9 protein-coding genes are annotated in these 17,394 nt (G+C 53.4%); all 9 read left to right on the top strand.

Translation table 11 applies throughout. The features are described from left to right. Positions 1 to 5: 5 nt before the first annotated feature. The 9 genes from E9954_RS10535 (at position 6) to E9954_RS10495 (ending at position 17,376) form a co-directional block, all read left to right on the top strand. Entirely contained in the window at positions 6 to 206 is a 201-nt protein-coding gene (locus E9954_RS10535; protein ID WP_136079134.1) for a hypothetical protein, read from the top strand. Then, the gene (locus E9954_RS10530; protein WP_136079133.1) at positions 187 to 3,072 is read left to right on the top strand and encodes a sugar-binding domain-containing protein; all 2,886 of its coding nucleotides are present in this window, start codon (positions 187 to 189) and stop codon (positions 3,070 to 3,072) included. The genes E9954_RS10535 and E9954_RS10530 overlap by 20 nt, the downstream gene beginning before the upstream one ends. Positions 3,073 to 3,094: 22 nt before the next feature. After that, positions 3,095 to 4,588, top strand: coding sequence for an arylsulfatase (locus E9954_RS10525; RefSeq protein ID WP_136079132.1), 1,494 nt, complete (start codon positions 3,095 to 3,097; stop codon positions 4,586 to 4,588). Continuing rightward, positions 4,585 to 6,228 carry a sulfatase family protein gene (locus E9954_RS10520; RefSeq protein WP_136079131.1) on the top strand — a complete coding sequence of 548 codons (1,644 nt, stop codon included), beginning with the start codon at positions 4,585 to 4,587 and terminating at the stop codon, positions 6,226 to 6,228. Before E9954_RS10525 ends, E9954_RS10520 begins: the two co-directional genes overlap by 4 nt. 650 nt (positions 6,229 to 6,878) lie before the next feature. Further along, positions 6,879 to 9,752 (top strand): DUF1349 domain-containing protein, encoded by a 2,874-nt coding sequence (locus E9954_RS10515; protein WP_136079130.1) that lies wholly within the window; start codon positions 6,879 to 6,881, stop codon positions 9,750 to 9,752. A gap of 229 nt (positions 9,753 to 9,981) precedes the next feature. Continuing rightward, a complete protein-coding gene (locus E9954_RS10510; RefSeq protein ID WP_136079129.1) occupies positions 9,982 to 11,649 on the top strand; it encodes a hypothetical protein in 1,668 nt (555 codons plus the stop codon). A gap of 134 nt (positions 11,650 to 11,783) precedes the next feature. Then, on the top strand, positions 11,784 to 13,283 hold the full coding sequence (locus E9954_RS10505; protein WP_136079128.1) for a sulfatase family protein: 1,500 nt from the start codon (positions 11,784 to 11,786) through the stop codon (positions 13,281 to 13,283). Between the two features lie 118 nt (positions 13,284 to 13,401). Next, complete coding sequence (locus tag E9954_RS10500; RefSeq protein ID WP_222847138.1) at positions 13,402 to 14,952, top strand: sulfatase family protein; 1,551 nt, start codon at positions 13,402 to 13,404, stop codon at positions 14,950 to 14,952. A gap of 42 nt (positions 14,953 to 14,994) precedes the next feature. Continuing rightward, positions 14,995 to 17,376, top strand: coding sequence for a glycoside hydrolase family 95 protein (locus tag E9954_RS10495; protein WP_168442149.1), 2,382 nt, complete (start codon positions 14,995 to 14,997; stop codon positions 17,374 to 17,376). Positions 17,377 to 17,394: the final 18 nt, after the last annotated feature.

Raw genomic sequence — 17,394 nt, 5'->3', positions numbered from 1 at the left:
TCTGCGTGTTCGAGAATCGGGCACCGTTTGCCAAAGCCGTAGAGGCGGCACGCGAACGCAACAGAAACGCTGGAGTCGAAGCTGGCGAAAATAAAAACGCGAGGTCGTATATCAAAGGCGCGTCAGAAATCTTTTTTGACCTGCTGGCTCAAGGGACGTCGAAAGACAAAAAGCAGGAGATAAAAAATGAGGACAATGAAATCTAAAATTATAATGATGGTGTTTTGCCTGGCTTCAGTCAGCAGTTTGTATGGGAAAACCATCTCGCTTGCTGGAGAGTGGAGCCTGGCGCTCGATCCGGAAAACAAGGGGCAGGAGCAGGGGTGGCATGCCGCATTGCCTTTGGGATGCGGTTCACTCAAACTTCCCGGGACGCTGCAGGAGCAGGGCTACGGAAACATACCCAATTTCGAAACGAAATGGATCGCCAAGCGCGTTATTAAGCAAAACTTTCCCAACTATTTCGTTCATCCGATGTACAGCCGCTATCGTGAAGACGCGCATTTCCGTTTCCCGTATCTGCTGAACCCCGAACGTCACTATGTCGGCCCGGCATGGTATCAGCGCACGGTAACCATCCCGGAATCATGGAAAGGCCAGCGCATGTCCCTCTTTCTGGAACGATGCCACTGGCAATCGAGTCTCTGGGTCGATGGCAAAGCCGTCGGCACAAACGACGCGATGGGCATGCCGCACATCTACGACCTGTCGTCGCTGAAGCCGGGCAAGCATACGCTCACCATCCGTATGGATAACAGCATGCTGTTCAACCTCGGCATTGATGCGCACAGTATCTCCGACCAGACCCAGTCCGCGTGGAACGGAATCATCGGCCGCATGGAGCTGCAATGCTCCGCGCCGGTGTTTATTGAAGACGTGAAAATAGTTCCCGACGTGGCGAAACGGCAGGCGCGGATGACGGTTATAATCGGCGACCAAACAAAAAAACCGGGTTCCGGCACACTGACCGCCGTCGTTTCGCATAAGGGCAAAACCGTGCTCAAAAAAGAGTTTCCAGCAAAATGGGCCGCGAACGGCGGCGAGCAGGAAGTCGTGCTTGAGCTGGGTAAAAAAGCGGTGCTTTGGGACGAGTTCAATCCGCACGTTTATGATGTGGCCGTCTCGCTCAAAAACAAAAAGATGAGCGTGGACTATGCAACCTCGTTCGGGTTGCGCGAAATCAAGCGCAGCGGAAACCGGTTGTTGCTGAATGGCAGCCCGATCTTCCTGCGGGGTACGCTCGAATGCTGCGTTTTTCCGCTTACCGGATACCCGCCGACCGATCTGGAATCGTGGCTCAAGATAATGCGTAAAGCCAAAGAGTACGGGCTGAACCACCTCCGCTTCCACTCCTGGTGTCCGCCCCGCGCCGCTTTTCAGGCCGCCGACCTCGAAGGGGTTTATCTCCAGCCGGAAGTGAGTATGTGGGCGGGTCTGACCGAAGAGGAAAAATTCCAGTGGGCGCTGGCCGAATCCAAGCGCATGCTCGAAACCTACGGCAACCACCCCTCGTTTCTGCTGATGGCGCTCGGCAACGAAATGCATGCAGAGCCGGAATATCTAGCCGAAATGCTGGGAACCTGGCAGCAGGACAATCGCCGGATCTATTCCGGGGGCTGCAACTACAACCGCGCGCTCAAGGACAAGGCCGTCGGCGAAAAGTATGACTTCTTCGTGGGCGTAAAAGGATACAGTGCAAAACTTAAAACCACCGATTCCGCGCGCTACCTCGCGGCAGGTAAAAACTACTTCATCACCCGCCCGCCGCAAACAACGATCGATTGGCGCGAAGTGATCAGCTCGTTTAATATGCCATTCATCTCCCATGAAACCGTACAGCGCGCCAGTTATCCGGATCCCGCATGGCAGGCAAAGTATACCGGCAGTTTTCAGCCGGCCTATTTGGCGATCGCAAAAGATCAGCTCGCCGAACGCGGTATGCTCGACCAAGTCCCCGATTTTGTCGAACACTCCGGCCGCTGGCAGGTTCAGCAGTTCAAGGAAGAGATCGAAGCCTCGCTGCGTACACCGAATATGGCCGGCTTCCAGATGCTGGGACTGCAGGATTTTCCGGGGCAGGGCACCGCGCTGGTCGGCGTGTTGGATGCCTTCTGGGAAGATAAAGGCTATGTGACCGGTAAGGAATTCCGCCGCTTTTGCGCACCGACCGTTCCGTTGGCCCGGATGGAAAAACGGATCTGGTCGCCCAACGAAACCTTCGAAGCGACGGTGGAAGTGACGCATTACGGCGCCGAACCGATCCCGAACGCGAAGGTAGAAGTTCAGGTTTTGGGGCCGGATAAAAAAGTGCTCTTCTCTGAGCAACTGACAAAAGCGGTTTCCATCGGCGGCGCCATTCCGCTGACCACCATCAGCGTTCCGCTGTCGAAATATACCGCGCCGGCAAAATACAAACTCGTTGTGCGGGTCGATGCGCACGAAAATGACTGGGATTTCTGGGTCTACCCGCAAAGCCTACCGGCTGAAAAGAAAGGCGACGTGTATATCACCCCGGTTATGGATAAGCGTGCAATGGACCGTCTCCAGTCGGGCGGCACGGTGTTGCTGTTGCCCAAGCTTCAGCTCTTGAACGGAAACCTGCCGCAATGCTTCACCAGCACCTACTGGTGTACAGTCTACGCCAGCAGAGCCGCACAAACTATGGGCCAGATTTGCGACCCCAACCATCCGCTCTTCGCCCATTTCCCGACCGACAAAACCACCAACTGGAACTGGCACGAACTGCTGGTCACCGCACGTCCAATGATTCTGGACGAATGGGAGATGGAACATGCCTGGCCCAAAACGTATCGGCCTCTCATCCAACCGGTCAATGACTGGAACACGAACTACAAGCTGGCGCTGCTGGCTGAAGCCAGGGTCGGCAACGGCCGGCTCATCGTCTGTTCCATGGACCTGACATCCGATTTGGATACACGTCCGGTCGCCCGTCAGTTCCGCTATTCGCTGTTGCAATACATGAACAGCGACGCATTTGACCCCGATACAGAAATCACTCTCGATCAACTTAATGCCCTGTATCTGGTTAAAGCGGTCGAAAAGAAACAATAGGAATATAGAAAAAGTGAAACATATGAAAAAACTAGTTGCAGCTGTTTTAAGTCTGGTGATTTTCACAACGGCATATGCTGCCCCAGATAATCAAAGCGGAACGGATGCAGACAAGCCCAACATCATTTTTGTTCTGACCGATGATATGAGCTGGGGCGAAATGGGCTGCAGCGGTAACAAGATCATTCGCACACCAAACCTTGATCGGCTCTATGAGCAGAGCCTTCGATTCAGGAATTTTCATGTGGCATCCTATTGTGCGCCGACCCGCGCTCAATTGATGAGCGGAAGGCACGAGTTTTTTGCCGGGGTCACCGACACGCGGTATGAGCGCGATAATCTGCGCGACGACATCACCATCCTGCCGCAGTACTTCAAACAAGCCGGATATCGCACCGCTATGATCGGCAAATGGCACCTTGCCAGCGTAGAGACGGGGCTGACGGGCAAGCCGCTCGCCCCTTACAAGCGTGGATTCGACATGGCGCTTTACGTCCGCAATCAAGTGAATCGCTTTAATCCTTTCTTGAGCAGAAATGGAACGCTGGAAAAATTTGAAGGCTATTGCGGGGATATCCTTTTCGCTGAAGCGATGAAGTGGATTGAAAATGGCGATGTGGAACAACCCTATTTTCTTTATCTCGCCACCAGCATTCCACACGGCCCCGTGGCGGCACCCGAAGAGTATCTTGCCCTTTATCAGGACTCCGGCTTAACCAAGAAACAGGCGGGCTATTACGCGATGGTATCCAACGTTGATACCAATATGGGGCGGTTGATGCAGTGGCTCGAAAAACGGCAGGGGAAACGAAAAACGATCCTTATTTTTATGACCGATAACGGACATGCGATCAGTGGGTATCAAGGAGCCGGCCACAATGCCGATGGTACGCTTCAGCCGGACGGGCTGTATAACGCCGGACTTCGAGGCGGGAAAAACCAGCAGTGGCAGGGCGGCACCTGCGTTCCGTTTTTCCTCTATTGGCCCGGGGTCGCGGATGCCGCTCGGGATAACACTACGCTGGCTAGCGGAATGGATATTCTACCCACGTTTTGCGATATCATTGGGGTCAAGCCCGATGATCCGGGGCTTCAGGGACACAGCCTGCTTAACGATGTTTTGGGCAAACCAACGAGCGTCCCGAAAGATCGCATTCTTTACAATCACTGCGGTCGCTGGACCTACCCCGCGGAGTTGGAAAGCTTTAAATATAATGCCTCTGTCATTACAGATCGATACCGCCTGGTGTGGGAGAGGAAGGGGAAGTCAAACAAGGACGCTGAAAGGAGTTTGGCGCTCTACGATTACCGGTCAGACCCAGGCGAGAAACAGAACGTGATCGACCAGCACCCCGAAGTCGCGAAACGCCTGCAGGAAGCGTTCGAGCCCTGGTGGGAGGAGGCAAAGAGGGGGATGGTCAACGACCTGCATCAACTCAAAACGGGCAACCTCATTGGGACTAAACCCAAAAAAAATAAAGATGACGCATTGAAAAAACGGAAAGAGAAAAAATGAAAAATGAAGTGAATGTATGCTTGCCGTCTCGCTCAGCGGGACGGCGAGTGATCATTGGTGCACTATGTTTCATGGCCGCGCTTTCGGCCTTCGCAGGTCAGGGCAGGCCGAATATCGTCTTGATCAATGCGGACGATATGGGCGTGGGCGATGTGTCGGGGCTGAACCCGGAAGGAAAAATCCCTACCCCACATATCGACAGCATGATCGACAATGGGCTGGCGCTCTTAAATGGGCACAGCAGTTCGGGCGTCTGTACCCCGAGCCGGTACAGTTTGTTGACTGGGCGTTACAGCTGTCGCGCTTCAATTAGCGGTCAGGTTGCGAAAGGAAACAGTCCGGCACGTGTCGAAGAGGGGCGCACGACCCTGGCTTCGCTTCTCAAAAAGTCCGGATATCGAACGGCCATGATCGGCAAGTGGCATCTGGGTTTAGATTGGAAGCCTCTTCCGAATGCAAAGCAGAGTAAAAAAGGTGTCATTGCTCTTAAGGATATCGATTACAGCAAGCCGTTTGGCGGCGGGCCAGTCGATCGCGGTTTTGACAGCTTTTTTGGTATTGCCGCCTCGCTCGATATTCCGCCCTATGTTTGGTTGATCGACAACCGCGTGAGCGAAGTGCCCACAGAAACACAGCCCGCCGTCAAGGGTAAGCAGGCACCGGGTGGCTATATGCGCGAAGGCCCGAAAGCCGCCTCGTTTGAAATGGTGGATGCGTTGCCCCGTATGGGCGATGAAGCGGTGGACTTGATTAAGGCGTGTGCACCCGAAGCAAAAGCGGGCACGCCCTTCTTTTTATATCTCGCGCTGAACTCGCCGCACACCCCGATTGTCCCGTCGGCGGAATGGGAAGGCAAAAGTGCGATTGGCACAAAGTATGCCGATTTCGCGATGCAGACCGACGGCGTGGTGGGTCAGGTTTTGAACGCACTGCGCGAGGCGGGTCTGGAAGAAAACACCATCGTCATCTTCACCGCCGATAACGGCTGTGCGCCCCACGCAGATTACACCGTCCACTTGGAAAAGGGACATAATCCAAGCTACATCTATCGGGGGCAAAAAGGGGACCTGTACGAAGGCGGAAACCGAGTGCCCTTTGTCATCCAGTGGCCGGCCGGCGCACCGAAAGGGCGCAGAAGCGACCAGCTGATTTCCCATGTCGATTTTCTGGCTACCTTCGCCGAACTCACCGGACAAAAACTGGCCGACAACGAGGGCGAAGACTCGATCAGTTTTCTCCCGCTCCTGAAAGGAGTCTCCGACACCTCGCCGCGTAAAAGCGCCATTTATAATACGATTAGTTCTAAACTAGCGATCACCGACGGCGACTGGAAACTGATCGTCGGAGAGGGGTCGGGCGGTTGGACCCGCCCCGGCGAACGCTATATGAAAACCGCGTTCGGAGCCGTGAAGGATGAAAACCCGTTGCCGATGGGCCTATTCAACCTTAAGGACGATGTCGGCGAATATAAGAATCTTCTGCTGGAATATCCCGAAGTGAAGCAGCGCGTGTTCGAGAAATTGAAACACGATCTGGAGCGGGGCCGTTCGACTCCGGGGAAACCGCAGGCAAGTAACATCAATCGCCTTGACTATCTAGACCGAGAAAAGGGCAAAGGCAAAAAGAGCAAAGCGAAATAGGGCAAATCATGAGAGCGAAAGCCATAAAAAGCTGAAATGGTCGGGCCGCTTAATTCGTCATTTCGAGTTTTCAGTTCCGGTTTTTGCGGTTCAAAAGCTGGCGCCCGGTAAATCGTTAAAGTCGTTGAAGCCGGAGGAGGGGATTTTTTCGCGGGAATTGGCGTGATTCGCGGTCAAAACATGAGCCCGCACCGCCTCTACGTTTTGCAGCCCTCCCTTGGAACCTTCCGTGTTTTCAGCGTGTTCCGTGGTGAACCTCTTTCAACCTCCCTGGAAACTTTGGCCTTCGTTTTTCCAATGCTTGGAAAAGCTGAGTTCCATTTTTCCAATGTCTGTAAGAATCTGTTCCAGGGGTTGGAAAGGTTGATTTTTTGCGTTTTGCGGCTCCTAACAGCCGTCGCATGAAAAGGTACGTTGTCCCGCCTTTAGGCGGCTCGGTTGAGCGGCTTTGCGGAATGGCCGCCTTCCAGCCGTCGCTCTGCGAGCTATGGCGGACACGAAAGGCGGGACAACATACGGTATTACCCCTACTGATTTCAGTAGGTTACGCGGCCTGCTGAATCGGGTATACTGACCACAGTTTTTATTGAAAAACAGTGTAAAAAGAGTAAAGTATAACCATGAGCAGCAGAGGAAGAAATCATATCAAGATGAGTGGTCTGGATGTCGTTTTGCGGGGTAGAAGATATGGCCTGATTCTGAGTGTTTTTATGAGTATGATCCTGTGCGGTCCGCTTGCCGCATATGCTGAAATGGAGGTCGGCTTTACCCCGCAGGCTGGGGATGGCCCGGCATGGACCACGAACAATCTCGCCATGCTCCTTGACGTCGAGAAGAACTGGCCGAAGTCTTTTCAGCATGTCGATTCGATATGGTTGAACATATCCATTCTAAAAACAAATCCGATTAATACCTCTGACGCTATTTTAACGGAACTGATCAATTTCATAGATGAACATGATCTGAAGACAGGATTTGGGATGTCAGGCTATAGTCTCATAAGAATAGCCCCCGACGAATTCGAAACGGGCGCGGCGTATCAGCAGAGAGTGGAGATCCCGTTACTTCAACGGTGGGTGGACCTTGGCGGAAACGTCGACGCTACGCAGTGTGACGGCATTTTTGGGAAAGCTTGCAAAAATGCGGTGACATCCCGGAAGAGTTCCGGTGAATTTGCAATAGATGGCACCTACTTTATTCCCAACGGGGACACCAATAGTATTTCGGCAGGAGACCTCAATTTCGGCATTAAAGTTGATGATTCTACCAGTACTTCTAATAGGAACGGATATATTATGTACAGCGCTGAAAGCATACATACTCGTTTCGGCACGGGGTTCCCCGCTTCATCTCCTTATCCTGACAATGCGGACCACTTCATCGGTGTTTTTTATGAGGAAAATCAATGGTGCTGGTCGAACCATAAAACCGGGTCGAAATGGACTTTCACCCCTGAAGCTACAGATATCCTTGTCGCCACTGCGTCTTTTGCCGATTCGGCTTCGACGGTTTCTTCTCTGGCCGGTGTAGATACGAACGAATATGGCATTAACAAAGGTTATGCAAGCGGCGATCTGGAATTTTTAGCTAATTGTTGGGGTCCCGATATGAGAGTGGAGCTGGATGATGTGACAAATATATGTGCCATAATTGCAGATGCATTTAAAGAGTTACAGACCGCATTCCCCGGTGTCGAACACGGCATAAACGAAAGCTTAATGGCTACTTTCGCGTTCGAGTATGAGGGGTATGGCACGAATGACATGAATGTCAGTGAGTATGTCCCCCCATTATTTTTCAGAGACTACATAGACATCTTATTGGAGGAATGCACCAACAACGGAGTCGTGCTCTCGCGCTTTTGTTCGACGCCACACGTAGTCGCGGAATCGAATTTTCTGTTGGGCACGAAACTGGACACTAGTGCGATGCTCGATCCAGAACTCCATTGCCTTGAACGGATGCGCCAGGCCTTTGCGTACCTCCATGATCGCGGCGTTGATACCGGTATCTTTCTGGTAGGCAAGTCCTTCGGTGGCCACTCCGACCTCTACTGCCAACTGGCTATCAGGGCTATGTTTAAGGGCTTTGCACAGGCAAACATCCATCCGGGGACCGATCTTATGTTTTCGGGCTGGCACACGTATCCGACCTACCTCGGCCCGGAAACACTGCAATACTCGCAAATGAACACCATGATGAAGGTTTTGGAATCTGAAGAGTTCAGAACCATGATCGACGGTCTGCCCTCTCCCTGGTGGAACCAGGACGTTGGCGCTCCGGGCGCAGCGGGCGGCGCCAGTCACACGGGCGGCACGTTCACCGTGATCGGCGCCGGCGACGACATCGGGGGCACCGCGGACAACTTCCACTATCTCCATCAGACGTTGAGCGGCGACGGCGAGATCCAGGCGCGTGTGGTCAACCATGATGCCTCCAACGCCTGGGCGGAGGCCGGCGTGATGATCCGCGAGACGGTTGCTGCGGGTTCCAAGCACGCGTGTCAGAGTATCACCATCGGCAACGGATCGAGCTTCCAGTACCGGACGGCCACCGACGGCAGCAGCGGGAATACGACGCCGGGCGACGGCATGGTTGTGCCGTACTGGGTAAAGGTGGTGCGCAGCAACGACACGTTCACGGGATACAGTTCGAGCAACGGGACCAATTGGAACCAGATCGGCACGCAGAGCATCTCCATGCAGGACGATATCTGCATGGGGCTGAGCGTAACATCGCACACCACCGGCACGCTCTGCACCGCGACTTTCGACAACGTGACCGTCGTCGGCGCCCCGACAACACCCACCAACACGATCCCCATCACGCCGAGCCCGGCGGTGGGGTCGGGGAAAATCACAAGCTCATGTGATAATGAATATGAGATATGGGTAAATGGTGAATATCTGGGTTCAGCGGGCGGGTGGAAGTCAGCTGAAAGCTATTATCCCGATCTTGATAACGGCGATGTGATTGCCGTAAAAGCAATAGATTCTGGTGGAGGTGCAGGATGCTTAATGGCAGAGCTGGAAGTGGGTGAAAGCGTCATAGGCACCAGTACGGACTGGAAAGTAAGTTTAAGCGGCCCGACGAATTGGCAAGACCAGACCTTTGATGACTCAGGCTGGACGAATGCTACTGATTATGGCGCATATGGTGTAAGCCCATATAGGTATCAAGTTGTCGGAATGCCTACAAATACCCCTGCGCACTGGATTTGGTCGTCTGATAAAGAGAATGACGATACGGTGTATTTCAGGTACACCGTTGCTGGTGCCACCACCACCATACCCGCGACCTCGACGACGACCGGGGATTCCAAATTCATCCTTCAGTGGAATGCGGTCACCGGCCGTGTCTACAGTGTTTGGGGAACCACAAACCTGTTTGTGCCGTTTGAGCCGTGGGCAACCAACATCGTTCATCCCGATGCCGCCTTCACGGACGCCGTTCATTCGCTGGAGAGCAGTGCGTTCTACAAGATCAAAGTTGAAATGCAGAAGACCCAGCAGGTTAATGAATAAAAGCCGTCCCAAAAGGCTTCCCGAAGATCGAAGAAGAAATAGCGGAGGCATCGCCGCCGCTGCAGGGTTGACCGCAAAGCCACTCAACCGAGCCGCCTAAAGGCGGGACAACATACCTTTTCATACCCTACTGATTTCAGCAGGTTGTGCGGTTTTTCAGGTCGGGTATATTAAACGCTGTTTTCGTTGGAAAGTTTGAAGAATCTGGATCTGAGTAGGGTGTGGGAGAATGGAACAAAGACCTAAACGTCGTTATTTCGCAAAGCATGCCAAGTCGAGCGCCGCCCTGGTGAGTCTGGGGATCCATGCCGTGCTTATCGTTGTTGCGCTTTCATTTGTGGCGGTTACCGTCATAACGAAAGAGGATCAGATCTTTGAAGCGAAAAAGGTGAAACGCCCGAAAATGGCGCTCAAAAAGCTTCAGGTTCCGGTGAACATTAATAAGAAAAAAGTGCAGAAGCCCAAGTTGCGCAAGCGCCTTGTTGTGCAACCCAAACTTAATCAGCCCATTCCTGATATCAAGATGCCCGAAATTACGGGCGTCAAGGGCGGGCTTGGTTCGGCCGGTGACGGATTGGGCGGTGCGGGAAGCTTGGGATTCACCATGCCGGAAATCAATATTTTCGGCCTGAAGAGTCGCGGGGAAAAGGTCTTCCTGATTCTGGATTGCGGCCCCTCCATGATGGTGGATGAGCGCGGCGGCATCCCTGCCTTCAACATTATCAAGAACGAGCTGCTGGCCATTGTCGAAAACCTGCCCGACACAACCCTCTTCAACATTTCCGTCTACAGCAAGAGCGGTACCTATCTGCTGTTTCCCAAGATGGTGTCGGCCACCCCGGGCAACGTGGCCAAAGCCGAGAAGTGGTTGCGCCCCTTGAACCAATTCAAGCCGGGGATGGGAAACCGGGACTACGGCCCCAGCACCCTCGGATCCGGTGGCATGGGCTTAACCAGGACCGACGTTGCGGAACCACCGCTGCGCAGCGCCAGCTACTGGCTCCGTTCCGCCTTGATCGCGATGCAGCAACAGGCCGATACCGTGTTTGTACTCACGGAAGGCTGGGGCGCCTTGCATTATGTGAAGGAGGTTTTTGAGGGGAAAGCGTGGTCGGAATCCAAAATGGCGCAGTTCAAGGAAGCGGTCGAGAAGGCCAAGCGTATGTTTGCGGAGGAAAACCGTCAGCGGCGCGAGAAGGGATTGCCGCCGAAGGTGCTGCCCAGTACACGCGCGATCGTCAACACCTATGTGCCCGGTACCAAATTCCCGCCCGGCAATAAAAAGAAGCATCAATATGGTCCCGGCGAGGTCGAGGAAGGCATGAAAGCCGTCCGGAAAAAGCATGCCAATGGGGCCGGGAGCCAGATCCGCAGCGGCGTGAAGAAAAAGAAGGATAAGTTTTCCTTCAACGTCGTCCATTTCACGACCAAGGCGAACAATGCGCCCATCGGAAAGTTCAAGACGCTGACCAACGATCTGGATGGCGACTACAAGCGGCTCGAGGGCCTCGACGCCATCCGCTTCAATGCCTCTTCCGCGCCCGAAGCGGTTGCCCCGGCACCGCAGCCGGAATCCGCGCCCGAAGCGGTTATCCCGGTACCGCAGCCGGAATCCACGCCCTCAAATCCGGAACCAGAGAAATCCACGGTTCCGGCCCCGACCGAACCCGAAAAGAGATCCGGACTTTCAGATTTCTCGAATCCTTTGTATGCAGGCATTGAGTTAAGTGAAGAGCAGAAGGCGAATATCCTTGCCACCGAGGTCGATGTGACCGGAATGGATAAGAAGGCAAGGGCCGTTGCCACTAAAGGACGTAAAAAACAGATATTTAAAATCCTTACAGCGGAGCAAAACAAGATATTTGCTGAAAATGCTCAACGGATTAAACGGGGGTAGAAAGAGACGTAGCTCGCAGAGTAAAGTCACCCCCATGCGTTTTACCCCTACTGATTTCAGCAGGTTGCGCGGTTTTATGAGTCAGGCATAATGAATGCTGTTTTTTATCAAAATCCCTATCAGAGGACTTAAATATGAATACGCTGTGTTGTTCCGCCCTTCGGCGGCGAGTGATTATTGGTGCGCTTTGTTTGGCGAGCGCATTTTCGGCGTCTTCCGCAAAGAAGCCCAATGTGTTGTTTATTCTGACCGATCAATGGCGGGCGCAGGCACTGGGCTATGCGGGCGATCCGAATGTGAAAACGCCGCGTCTCGATAAACTCGCCGAAGAGGGCATCAATTTTGATACGACGGTTTCGGTCTGCGCGATTTGCACGCCGTATCGTGCCGCACTGCTGACCGGACGTTTTCCGCTCAGCACGGGAATGTATGCCAACGACCTCTATCTGCCGGCCGAAGAGATCACGATGGGCGAACTCTTCAAAGCGGCGGGCTACAATACGGCCTATATCGGCAAATGGCATCTCGACGGACACGGCCGCAAAAGCTATATCCCGCCGGAACGCCGTCAGGGTTTCGATTACTGGAAAGTGCTCGAATGCACACACGTCTATAAGCAATCGCAATATTACGATAACAACGACCCGAAGATCAAAATGTGGGACGGCTACGATGCGTATGCTCAAACGAAAGACGCGCAGGCCTACATCCGCAAGCATGCGACCGACGACAAACCGTTCCTCTTCTTCTTCTCGTTCGGCGGTCCGCACTTCCCGCATAAATCGGCGCCCGAGGATTTGAAGGCACTCTATCCGCCGGAATCGTTGAAGTTGCGTCCGAATGTTGAGTTCACGGAAAAATATCCGGAAGCCAAAGTCCGCGAGGAGCTGCAAGGCTATTACGGACACTGTACCGCCATCGATAAATGTGTTGGCGATTTGATGGATACTCTGGATGAGCTGGGGATCGCAGACAATACGATCGTTGTTTTCACGTCTGATCACGGCGAAATGATGGGCTCGCACGGGAAAGTACCCAGCGCAAAGCTCCATCCGTATGATGAGGCGAACCTGGTTCCGTTCCTGTTCCGCTATCCTCCGTTGACTGACGGAAAAGCGCGGAAAATTAAAACCCCGCTCAATACGCCCGATATTCTGCCGACCTTGCTCGCGCTGACGGATATTGAGATCCCGGACACGATTGAAGGCGAAGACCTTTCGGTATTGATTAAAGAACCGGGCAAAGAGATCGGCCGCGCGGCATTGACGATGCAGATCAAGCCTCAATCGACTTTACGCATCCCGTACCGCGGCGTTCGCACCGCCCGCTACTGGTATGCCGAGCAGGCGGATAACGGAGAAAAACTCCTGTTCGATTGCGAAAAAGATCCGTATCAAATGAACAATCTGTATGGAAATCCGGAAGCAAAAGCGCTTCAGACGAAGATGGCAGAACGGCTGAAAGAGGAGTTGGTTAAGGTGGGCGATTATCCGTTCAAAGGCGCCGGTCATTATAAGGGATATCTGGATCGTAAAACCGGAATCCCGAAAGACGGTCCGGGAACAGAGCGCAAACTGAGCGCAAAGAATCTCGAAAAGATGAAGGCCAAAAAGAATAAAAAGGCAAAAGAGTAGGGGGAAGGCATGTTGTTCCGCCTTTAGGCGGCCATTCCGCAGAGCTGCTCAAGCGAGCCGCCTGAAGGCGGAACAACATACTTATGGGAAGAATCAAAAGGATGAATAGGAGATAGGTATGATGAAAAAAACGATGACCGCGGCATTAGTCGCAATGATGTGGATGGGTGCGCTTTCAACGCTGGCCGCGCCGCGCCCCAATGTAGTGATTCTTTACGGCGATGACGTCGGATGCGGCGATGTCGGATATGGCGGTTCTAAACTGATTCCGACCCCGAATATTGATGCCCTCGCGAAACGCGGCATCATCTTCACCGACGGACACTGCTCCTCTTCGGTTTGCTCGCCTTCACGCTTTGCGATGCTGACCGGATCGCATCCGCTTCGCAGCGGATTGAGCGTTATTGCTCCGGGTGGCCCGCTTGCCATTCAGCCGGACACCTTCACCCTGCCGGACCTGTTCAAAAAAGCGGGCTACAACACCGCCGTTATCGGTAAATGGCACTTGGGTATCGGCCCCGGCGAAGGCCGTGTTGGTAATGCGGACTGGAATGGCGAAGTGAAGCCGGGGCCGCTCGAAATCGGATTCGATTATTCCTTCCTGATCCCGAGCACGAACGACCGCGTGCCGTGTGTCTTTTTGCGGAATCACCGCGTAGTGAATCTGGATCCGAACGACCCGATCTATATCTCCGGCAAGCCGATTACTGATAAGCCGAACAGCACGCAATATCCGAATGGGAAAGCCAATCCGGAAGCGATGACGACCATGAAAAGCGCCAAAGGCCACAACGGCAGCGTGATCAACGGCATCGGGCGTATCGGCCATATGGTGGGCGGAAAAGCCGCACTTTGGGACGATTACACGATCTCGGATGTAATGGTTGATGAGGCCCGCAAGTTCATTGCCAAGCAGAAAAAAGACGAGCCCTTTTTCCTCTACTTCCCGTCGCAGGCGATCCACACACCGCGTACGCCCAATAAGCGTTTTCAGGGAAAAACCAAGCTCGGTCCGCGCGGCGATTCGATGGTCGAGTTCGACTGGAAAGTCGGCGAAATCATCAAGGCACTCAAGGAAAAGGGCGTGCTCGAAAATACAATTGTTGTCTTCAGTAGCGATAACGGCCCCGTTTATATCGACGGCTACGAGGACGGCGCCACGATCGATAGAAAAAATAATCCCGGCGAGGAATTCGATCGCGGGCACGACGGATCGGGTCCGTATCGTGGCGGAAAGTATATGCCGCACGATGGCGGTACGCGCGTACCGTTTGTGGTCAGCTGGCCGGCCAGAATCAAGCCGGGCGTTTCCGCTGCGACCGTGGGGCAAATCGACCTGTTCGTCTCGTTTGCGAGCTTGCTCGATATGGAGCTTCCCGAAGGCGCAGCCAAGGATAGCCGTGATTTGCTTCCGGTATTTATGGGCGAGTCAGACCAAGGCGTCGACTACCTGCTCCAGGGGTTTAAAGCGCAAAAGGCGCTTCGCTACAAAAACTGGAAATATATTCCGGGTCGTAAGAAGACAAAGGATCCGGAACAGCTCTATAACCTCGCTGAGGATATCGGCGAGCAGAACAACCTTGTCGAGAGCAACCCGGAAATGGCTCAACAACTGCGCGAGATGTTGAGCAAAATCCTGGCCGCAGATTCGATGAAGGACTTTGAATAGAGGGTAAAAGGTACATCTTTGAAGAACACAAATAACACTCGAATGAATATCGCGATCCTGTGCTGTGCAATATCGATTGGCAGTCTTTGCACGGGAGAAGAACTGCAACCAGCCCCATGGAAGCAGAGGCATACGGTCTTATCCCATACGCCGGCAAAAGAATGGAGTGAAGCACTGCCTGTAGGAAACGGCCGTCTGGGGGCCATGGTGTTTGGCTCTTATCCCAAAGAACATATCCAGCTGAATGAGGATACGATCTGGGCCCAGGCTCCAATTAACCGGCATAAGCCGGGTACAGAGTCCAGCTATGACAAGATGTGGAACCTTTGCCTGAAGGGGGATTATCGGGCGGCTCATGAGATCATGGAAAAAGAGGTTATCGTGAGGGGGCGTCAGGGATCCTATCAGACCTTGGGGGATTTATGGATCACGCATGTAGAGCCTGCTTCGCAACACACATTGACAGAGGGAACCCTCCGGGAACTTGATCTGAACACCGGACTGATTACGGTCAATCAGGCACTGCAAGGTGGTGGCTCATTGATTCAGAAAATTGTATCCAGTCCGGTAGACGATTGTATTGCAATCGAGATCCGTTCAACTGAAAAGAAGGGACTGAACTTCGACTTGTCGATGACTCGGCCTGAACTGGAAACCCGGGGGAAAGCGCGATCGGATCATGAGCTTGTTTTTGAGGGGCGTGCACAATACGCCAAGGAGCCATATCAGTTTGGCACGTCTTTTTATACGCTGATCAAGGTGGTTCCTGAAGGCGGCGTTGTACGCGGAGTCGATGATCATCTGGAGATTCGTGGTGCGCAATCGGTCGTGATCTTGATCACCTGCGCGACGGATTATAACCGGAAATCACCGCGAGAGCCTCTTTCCGACGGCTGGAAAACGCGCGCGGAAGACGATTTGGCTGCTGTTGCAGCAAAAAGCTGGGATAGCATCTACAATGAGTCGGCGTCGAGTTTGTCTGCCTTAATGGCGAGATGTGAGTTTGATATTGGAGATAGCCCGGAAGCGATCACCGCGCTTTCAACACCAGAGCGGATCAAACGACTCAAGGATGGGCATGCCGACCCTGACCTGCTCGAGACGTACTTTCAGTTTGGCCGATACCTCTTGGCATGCAGTTCCCGTCCGGGAACGATGCCGGCGAATCTGCAAGGCATATGGGCGCACAAATTACTGAATCCGTGGGGCGCTGATTTTCATTTTGATGTGAATGTCCAAATGAATTATTGGCCGGCCGAGGTGTGCAATCTGTCGGAATGTCATCGTCCGATGCTATGGATGTTGGATAAATTGCGGGATGAAGGCCGGGTCATGGCGGAAAGTCTTGGGGCCGAAGGAGTGTGCTCTGCCATTACAGCGGATGGGTGGTTTGGTGCCGCGTCATTGCCACGTAGGCCGCGTTGGGGCGGATCCATGGTAAACGGGCACTGGGCGATGAGTCATCTCATGGAGCATTACCGCTTTACGCAGGATTCGGACTATCTGAAAAACGACGCATTCCCAGTACTCAAAGAAGCTGCGGAATTCGCCGTGAGCTGGTTGAAGGAAGACCCGCGTACCGGAAAACTGGTCGGCAGGGTGAGCTGTTCACCTGAGAATACGTTTTCATACAAAACCGAGACCGGTGAAGAGGTCGAGGCGGAGGTCGCCATTGGCACGGCGTATGATTTGTCGATCTTCTGGCAATCCTTGACCGACTATCTGGAAGCCGCCGCGATCCTGGGCGTTGAGGATGCCTTTACGACTGAAGTGGAAAAGGTATTAAAGAACTTGGAGGAACCGCGTATCGGCGCTGACGGGTCAATCCTCGAGTGGGGAGTGGAAGTGACGGAAACACAGCCCTATCATCGGCATCTTTCCCATATCATCGGCCTGTATCCGTTAAGCCAGATCACAGCCAAGCGCACCCCGGAACTATACGAGGCTGCTGAAAAATCATTTTTGAAGAGGGGGGACTACGGAACGGGGTGGAGCGGGGCCTGGAAAGTGAGTTGTGCTGCGCGCTTGTATGACGGGAATAAAGCACGGTTTCTTCTCTCAAACCTTTTAGCGCAAAACACCATGGACAACCTGTTCAGCAAGATTAAGCCCAAGGGCGTGTTGTTCCAGATCGATGCGAATTTCGGTTTCACGGCCGGGGTTGCCGAGTTGTTGATCCAATCCCATGAAGGGGAGATTCACCTGTTACCGGCTTTGCCGGATGATTGGAAGAATGGATCGTTCAAAGGCTTGAAGGCACGCGGCGGATTTGTGGTGGATGTTTCCTGGAAAGACGGCGAACTGGAACAGGCGGCAATCACCTCATTGGCAGGTACCCCCTGTAAGGTGCGTTACGGGTCAGAAGTGAAATCCTTTGAAATCAAGCAGAACGCGAAGCGAACGATTCAACGATCTGAGTTTTAAGAGGGATATTGGCTTGCT

The organism is Pontiella desulfatans, assembly GCF_900890425.1.
Taxonomy (GTDB): domain Bacteria; phylum Verrucomicrobiota; class Kiritimatiellia; order Kiritimatiellales; family Pontiellaceae; genus Pontiella; species Pontiella desulfatans.
The sequence above is the reverse complement of the archived record's forward strand: the minus strand, read 5'-3'. Positions and strand labels throughout refer to the sequence as shown.

Coding starts and splice junctions, on each gene's coding strand:
- E9954_RS10530 (WP_136079133.1), top strand. CDS start 187: ATGAGGACAATGAAATCTAAAATTATAATGATGGTGTTTTGCCTGGCT.
- E9954_RS10525 (WP_136079132.1), top strand. CDS start 3,095: ATGAAAAAACTAGTTGCAGCTGTTTTAAGTCTGGTGATTTTCACAACG.
- E9954_RS10520 (WP_136079131.1), top strand. CDS start 4,585: ATGAAAAATGAAGTGAATGTATGCTTGCCGTCTCGCTCAGCGGGACGG.
- E9954_RS10515 (WP_136079130.1), top strand. CDS start 6,879: ATGAGTGGTCTGGATGTCGTTTTGCGGGGTAGAAGATATGGCCTGATT.
- E9954_RS10510 (WP_136079129.1), top strand. CDS start 9,982: ATGGAACAAAGACCTAAACGTCGTTATTTCGCAAAGCATGCCAAGTCG.
- E9954_RS10505 (WP_136079128.1), top strand. CDS start 11,784: ATGAATACGCTGTGTTGTTCCGCCCTTCGGCGGCGAGTGATTATTGGT.
- E9954_RS10500 (WP_222847138.1), top strand. CDS start 13,402: ATGATGAAAAAAACGATGACCGCGGCATTAGTCGCAATGATGTGGATG.
- E9954_RS10495 (WP_168442149.1), top strand. CDS start 14,995: ATGAATATCGCGATCCTGTGCTGTGCAATATCGATTGGCAGTCTTTGC.